Annotated in this window: 5 protein-coding genes; 1 reads left to right on the forward strand and 4 read right to left on the reverse strand. The window is 62.9% G+C overall.

What is annotated here, in order from left to right:
- From QZT63_RS03050 to QZT63_RS03060, 3 genes are all read right to left on the reverse strand, one after another.
- A partial coding sequence (locus QZT63_RS03050) for a helix-turn-helix domain-containing protein (protein WP_290648466.1) occupies window positions 1-224 on the reverse strand: 224 nt, incomplete at its 3' end.
- Window positions 225-513: 289 nt separating this feature from the next.
- A complete protein-coding gene (gene gshA, locus QZT63_RS03055; protein ID WP_290648468.1) occupies window positions 514-2091 on the reverse strand; it encodes a glutamate--cysteine ligase in 1578 nt (525 codons plus the stop codon).
- A gap of 76 nt (window positions 2092-2167) precedes the next feature.
- Window positions 2168-3166 (reverse strand): NAD(P)H-quinone oxidoreductase, encoded by a 999-nt coding sequence (locus tag QZT63_RS03060; protein WP_290648470.1) that lies wholly within the window; start codon window positions 3164-3166, stop codon window positions 2168-2170.
- A gap of 192 nt (window positions 3167-3358) precedes the next feature.
- Here QZT63_RS03060 and QZT63_RS03065 point away from each other — a divergent pair, with 192 nt between their 5' ends.
- Entirely contained in the window at window positions 3359-3937 is a 579-nt protein-coding gene (locus QZT63_RS03065; RefSeq protein WP_290648472.1) for a GNAT family N-acetyltransferase, read from the forward strand.
- Here the strand turns inward: QZT63_RS03065 and sufT are convergent.
- Window positions 3934-4485, reverse strand: coding sequence for a putative Fe-S cluster assembly protein SufT (gene sufT, locus QZT63_RS03070; RefSeq protein ID WP_290648474.1), 552 nt, complete (start codon window positions 4483-4485; stop codon window positions 3934-3936). The genes QZT63_RS03065 and sufT overlap by 4 nt on opposite strands.
- Between the last annotated feature and the right edge of the window lie 233 nt (window positions 4486-4718).

Genomic DNA, 4718 nt, shown 5'->3' on the forward strand with positions numbered 1-4718 from the left:
ACGTGAAGGCACTCCTTGAACAGCGCCTCCTTGCCATCGAAGTGCCAGTAGAGCGCACCTTTGCTCAGGCCCACCGCCCGTGCGATGGTGTCGATGGATACACCATCGTATCCATGGCGCCCAAACAGCCGAAAGGCGGCATCGCGAACGTGCTCACGCGTCTGCCTGTGAGGCTGTGCAGTGGTCTCGGGCGCACTCGCTGGCAACGCTTCGTTGACCGTCATTCGTGTGTGGCCTTGTGTCCATCCGTGGGTGAATCGCGCTCGCCGCCAGGGAAATCACCGTTGGTGGCAGAACACTTTGGCAGAAAACGCTTCGAACTGGCTGCTAGAATAGTGTCCCGTAACCGAATTTCGGTTACGGGACACTATTCTAGCAGGCCTATCGGATATGGCAGGTCGGCTCGCCGGCCAGTGTTCAGAAATGTGACATCGATCACAGATCGTTCGTGTTTGTTGGCGACGGGGAGGTTGCGTTGCGGCTGGGGGCGCGCTCAGGCCTGGGTGGGGAGCTTCAGGACACGGCGGACTGGGAGAAGTAGCGGGCGAGGTAGTCTTCGAACGCGAGCGTATCACTGTGCTCGATCGCAGCCTGCTGCTCGAGGGACTCGCGACTCGCTGCTTCGAACCGTTCGCGCGTCACCGCATCCAGTGGATGGTTCTTGAAGGTTGTCTCATGCAGGGTGGATTGGCGCATGGCAAACTCGATGAAATTCTCCCCCAGGGTTCGCATGTCATCGAGAACCCTGGCAGAGGGGGTATGGTCCGGGTCGCTGACGCTCGCATGGTACTGGCGCACCGCATCGCCGTACGGCGTGTCCTCACGGGTCTGATCCAGCAATTCGGCGATGCAACGCAAATCCTGGCAAATGGTGTCGGCCCAGTCCCGCAGCCGCACGCCCCCGCGGCCGTCCTGCAGGAGCAACTCCGGGTCGCGCCCGCGCCGTGCCACTTGCCCCTGGTTGTGATTGATACGGCCCTGTTCCTGGGCCGAAATGGGGGGACTGTCCTCGAGCAGACAGTAGACGAGCAGCGCCTCCAGGAAGTGCAGCTGGCTGGCCGTCACCCCCAGCGGGGCGAACGGGTCCAAGTCCAGTGCCCGGATCTCCACGTATTCGACACCGGCGCGACGCAAGGCACGGGTGGGCTTCTCGCCTGACCGGGCCACGGCCTTGGGTCGGACAAAGCCGTAATATTCGTTTTCGATCTGCAGCACGCAGGTGCTCAGCTGCCGCCACTCTCCGTTGACCCGCGTGCCGATACGCGCCCACTCCGGGTCCTCGGTGTTGATGGCCCGCTCCAGACCCTCCACGTAGGCGTCCAAGTCGTTGTAGGAGATGCTCAGCCCCGCCTGCGCCTTGTTCTTGTAGCCCACGTCGCTCATGCGCAGCGACGTGCCGTAAGGCTCGTAGAACGTGTAGGCGTCGAACTCCTGGAAACCGCAGCTCTCCCCACCGGTGAAGGATTTGCACACGGCCGGTGAGGCGCCGAAGAGGAATGGAATGAGCCAGCCGAAGCGCTGGAAGTTGCGGATCAAGCCGAAATACGCATCCGATATGAATACTTGGCGCTCGCGTCGGTCGCCGTCGTGCGCTTGGAGGACCTCCCAGAACGCCATGCCGAAGGAGTAGTTGAAATGCACGCCGGAGATGGCCTGCATGGCGCGGCCGTAGCGCCAGTCCAGGCCCCGCCGGTAGACGTGCTTCATCCAGCCGACGTTGGATTCCCCGTACCAGGCGATCGGTATACTCGCATCGCCGCCGACGATACACGGCATGCTGGCCACCCAGAGCAGCTCGTCACCGATGTTTTGGTACGTAAACGCGTGGATATCGCGGAGACAGTCCAGCGCGGTTGCGATTTCCGGCTCCGGCGGCGTAATGAACTCAAGCAGCGCCTCGGAGTAATCCGTGGTAATCCAAGGATGGGTCAGGCTGGAGCCGAGCGCACGCGGGTGCGGTGTTTGCGCGATGTGGCCATTCCGATCGACGCGCAGGCCCTCCTTCTCCAGGCCTTTCAGGCTGCCCCGGAGCAACCCTCGCTGCTGCGTGCTCAGCAGGCGCGCCAGCCGTTTTTCTGCGTTTCGGACCATTGGCGGCGTTGCCCCCAGAGGTGAGCGAACCGGGATTGTGCATGGAGTGCCGGCGAATTGGAAATCTCCGCGACGCTCAGGCCCCCGATGCCGCCTCGCTACTCAGCACGATCTTGCCGGTATGGGCACCGGATTCCATCAACCGGTGCGCCTCCGGAGCCTGGTCAAACGGCATGACCGTATCCACCACCGGCTTCAGTCGGCCCTCGGCGAAGAACGGCCCGAGACGGTCGCTGAACAGCTGAGCCATGGCGATGCGCCGCTCCAGGGGCAACGAGCGCATGGTCATGGCGCGCAGGGTCAGACGCTTGAACAGCAGCAGGCCCATGTTGAGGGTGTCCTCGCGGCCGGCCATCAAGCCGACGACCACTTGGGTGCCTTCCGGGCGCAAGCAATCCATGTTCTCCCGCAGGTAGCCATTACCGCCCAGGAGGTCCAGAACCACGTCCACGCCCAGGCCGGCATTCTGGCGCACTGCGTCCAGAACTGAACCGTCCTCCTCGGCATGCGCGACATCCAAACCCCAGTGACGGACGCGCTCAAGCCGCTCCCGGGAGCGGCTTGTCCCCAGGGTGCGTGCGCCAAAGGCCCGGGTCAGCTGCATGCCTGCAATGCCAATACCCGAGGTCGCGGCGCGGATCAGGCACCAGCCACCCGGCTGCAGGCCGCCTTCCAGGAAAATGCCCCGGTAGGCGGTGAGAAACGCCTCCGGCACAGCGGCGGCTTCGGTCAGGGACAGCGTGCCCGGCACCGGGATGGTCTCGCGCTCGTTGACCACCACCTGCTCGGCGTAGGCACCGCCGCCGATCAGGCCCATGACACGCTCACCGGGTTGGCGCTGCTGCACGTTGGTGCCCGCTTCTTCAATGACGCCAGCATACTCCAGGCCGGGAACGTCCTGGCTCGCGCCCGCCGGTGCCGGGTAGAGACCCTGCCGCTGCAGCAGGTCGGCACGGTTGAGCCCGGCGGCGTGAACGCGTACGCGCACATCCGTGGGACCCATCTCCGGCGCCGGCGTGTCATGCAGTTGCAGCACGTCGGCCGCACCAGGCTGCGTAATGGTCCAGGCTTTCATCGTTGGGTCCTCCGAGGTTCCATTGTTAGTGGCCGCAGCGCGGCTTGACTCAGTCTCAGGACGATCAGCAATCCCGTCAACGCTCACCGCGCGCACCTTGCCAGTGTCGGGCGCCGACAACGGGTTGCTAAAGGGGTGATCCGCGCGTATATTGCAATGCAACATATACAGACCTGTCTACATGAGGCAATCATGGCACCTGCACTCGATATTACGCGTACAAGCAACAATGAACCGGTGATCCGCCGGCTCTGGTGGAGTGAGCGGGGCAAGTGGCGTGACCACCTGCTTCGGCTTGCCCCCGGAGATCGGCGCGACCGTTTTTCCGGCCTGGTCAGTGACGCATTCATCGAGCAGTACTGCAGTGCGGCCAACCCCTTCAGTGTGATCCTTTACGGCGCGTTTGTGGACGGGGAGCTCCGCGCTGTCGGTGAACTGGTGATGCTCGACCGGGAATCTCCACGTCGCGCTGAGCTCGCGTTCAGCGTGGAGGAGGGGTGGCAAAACCGTGGCCTCGGCACGGAACTGTTCCGACGTCTGGTGATTTATGCCCGGAACCGTACGGTCAGCCGTGTCTATCTCATTTCCGAGCCCGGCAACGGCCGCATGCAGCATATTGCCCGCAACTTCGGCATGGTGCTTGGCGCGGAAGACGGTGAGCTGACAGGACGGCTGGAACTGCTTGCGCCGTCGTATTTCACGGTCGTCGAGCAGCTGCTGGAGGAAGGAATGGCCTGGTTCCGCAGTGCGCCCGCGGTTACAGGACACTAGAGCATCCCTGTCTGCAGCTTGGCTGCATCCGTCATCATTTCAGCGGACCACGGCGGCTCGAAGACGAGCTCGACATTGCACTGCTCGATCGTGGGCACCAGCTCCACCTTGTGTTTGACGTCGCTGGCGATGATGTCACCCATGCCGCAGCCCGGCGCGGTAAGCGTCATTTGGATGTCGGCGCGCCGCTGGTCCTCGTCCACTTTCTCGATATTGCAGTAGTACACCAGGCCCAGTTCGACGATGTCGATTGGGATTTCCGGGTCGAAACAGGTGTGCAATTGCTCCCAGACGAGATCCTCCACGTCCTTGTCCGAGGCGTCCTGCGGGAGCTCCGGCAACGGGGTCGGTTCCTTGCCAATGGCGTCGGCGTCGATCCCGGCGATGCGAAACAGATTACCCTGGATGTAGACCGTATAGCTCCCGCCCAGCGCCTGGGTGATCACGCCTTCCACACCCTCAGGGATGGTGCCGGACTCACCGGCTGGAATGACCACCGCATCGCAGTCGCGATTGAAGATAACGGGTTCACCGTTGGGGCTGTACATGCGTGTCCTCCGACCTGCGGTCTTTTCTCGCCAAGGGGTGATTGCAAACCGCACTTGAATGGTCCTGATTGTACCAGTGAGACACCATGCCTGTCCCGGGTGCCGCGCTGCGGCAGCAATTCTAATTATGGCGCTGAAGCCAGAGCCTCATGGGTGTCGGCGCGCAGCAGATAATGGTGTATTACGCTTGCGTTAATGCCTGTCTACGCCCTTCGATCAGACCCGGTGCCATG

It is taken from the genome of Aquisalimonas sp., assembly GCF_007120195.1.
Taxonomy (GTDB): Bacteria; Pseudomonadota; Gammaproteobacteria; order Nitrococcales; family Aquisalimonadaceae; genus Aquisalimonas.

What these genes read in the sequence shown, in the direction of transcription:
- gshA (WP_290648468.1), bottom strand. Translation starts at nt 2,091, where the DNA reads ATGGTCCGAAACGCAGAAAAACGGCTGGCGCGCCTGCTGAGCACGCAG.
- QZT63_RS03065 (WP_290648472.1), top strand. Translation starts at nt 3,359, where the DNA reads ATGGCACCTGCACTCGATATTACGCGTACAAGCAACAATGAACCGGTG.
- sufT (WP_290648474.1), bottom strand. Translation starts at nt 4,485, where the DNA reads ATGTACAGCCCCAACGGTGAACCCGTTATCTTCAATCGCGACTGCGAT.
- QZT63_RS03060 (WP_290648470.1), bottom strand. Translation starts at nt 3,166, where the DNA reads ATGAAAGCCTGGACCATTACGCAGCCTGGTGCGGCCGACGTGCTGCAA.